The sequence below is a fragment of the Halomonas sp. genome (assembly GCF_031581305.1).
Lineage (GTDB): Bacteria > Pseudomonadota > Gammaproteobacteria > Pseudomonadales > Halomonadaceae > Halomonas.
The window spans coordinates 10,026-10,444 of the sequence record NZ_JAVLBC010000092.1; the positions used below are offsets into that span (position 1 = coordinate 10,026).

The following is a 419-nucleotide window of genomic DNA, read 5'->3' on the forward strand; positions in this document are numbered from 1 at the left end:
GCGCCGGGCCCGGGCTGCCAGCAGGAGCTCCAACCGGGCCAGGTCGTCGCGGCCCAGCGGGAACTTCTCGGTGGAGACCAGGTGGAGCCGGGCGGCCGGCGGGGCATGGGCATCGAAGCAGGCCCAGGCGCAGAGCATGTTGAGCCCGGTGCCGAATCCCGTCTCGCCGATCACGAAGGGGCGCGCCTCCGGCCAGCCGGCAAATCGCTCGGGCAGCCGGTTGGCGGCGATAAAGACGTGCTCGGTCTCGGCGCGGCCGTCATGGCGCGAGAAGTAGACATCGTCGAAGGTCGTGGAGTGTGGCGCCTCCTCGCCGCTATCCTCCCGGCGCCACGCCAGGCGGGCGCGCTCCAGGCCGGACAGCGGGGGCAGGGCATCGGGGGCAGCGGTCAAGGCGGGGGCTCGAGTCGATGGGGCGG

At 73.5% G+C, this 419-nt stretch carries 1 pseudogene; it reads right to left on the reverse strand.

The window, feature by feature from the left end:
* Positions 1-393 (reverse strand): annotated as a pseudogene (locus RI841_RS09285) (hypothetical protein); the annotation flags it as partial.
* Between the last annotated feature and the right edge of the window lie 26 nt (positions 394-419).